The 615-nt window shown below is 50.6% G+C and carries 1 protein-coding gene; it reads right to left on the bottom strand.

All coding sequences use genetic code 11. From position 1 onward, the window contains the following. Positions 1 to 31: 31 nt before the first annotated feature. The coding region (locus tag ACXJ5O_RS29165) for a S49 family peptidase (protein WP_457302942.1) at positions 32 to 615 on the bottom strand (584 nt) is incomplete at its 5' end.

Here is a 615-nt window from a genome sequence, read left to right as displayed (position 1 = left end):
CTATGTCACTGATCTTATGAGTTTAATATCCTTATTGCGCGCCGACAGGCTTGCCGTCAACGTGCCAAACAGAAACGAGTCCGTCAAGGAACATGCGATCACCTGTCAATTCGCGCAGCACCCCTGCACTTTCTTCCGGAATACCGAGATATCTGGTCAGCATTTTCAGGGCTGAATGCGAAAAAAACATACCGAGGGAGGACTTCTCGACGGGCTTCCATTCGACGACTGGAAGCTTGGCATCGATACCTTTTGTTTTGAGCCAGGCGATTGCCTTGTCTTCGCCGCCAAGTTCGTCAATCAGTTTGTTGGCAACCGCCTGGCGACCGGTAAAGACAGATCCGTCCGCCAGGGCCAGAGCTTGTTCATGCGTAAACTTGCGCCGTTCCTGAACCAGGCCGACAAACCAGTCATAGGAATCGATGATCATACGATGAATCATCGCCTTTGCTTCGTCGCTGGCCGGATTGAAAAAATTGGGTTCTGCCTTAAGCGGGCTGGATTTGATCGTTTCGACTTTCACGCCTATCTTGGTCAAGAGCTCCGAAATATCAGGATATTGGAAAAGCACACCAATGGAGCCAATAATCGAGGACTGGCGAGCCACGATGTGAT

The organism is Phyllobacterium sp. P5_D12 (genome assembly GCF_054049495.1).
Note: the sequence above shows the minus strand (reverse complement) of the source record. Positions and strands in the feature narration are given on the sequence as shown.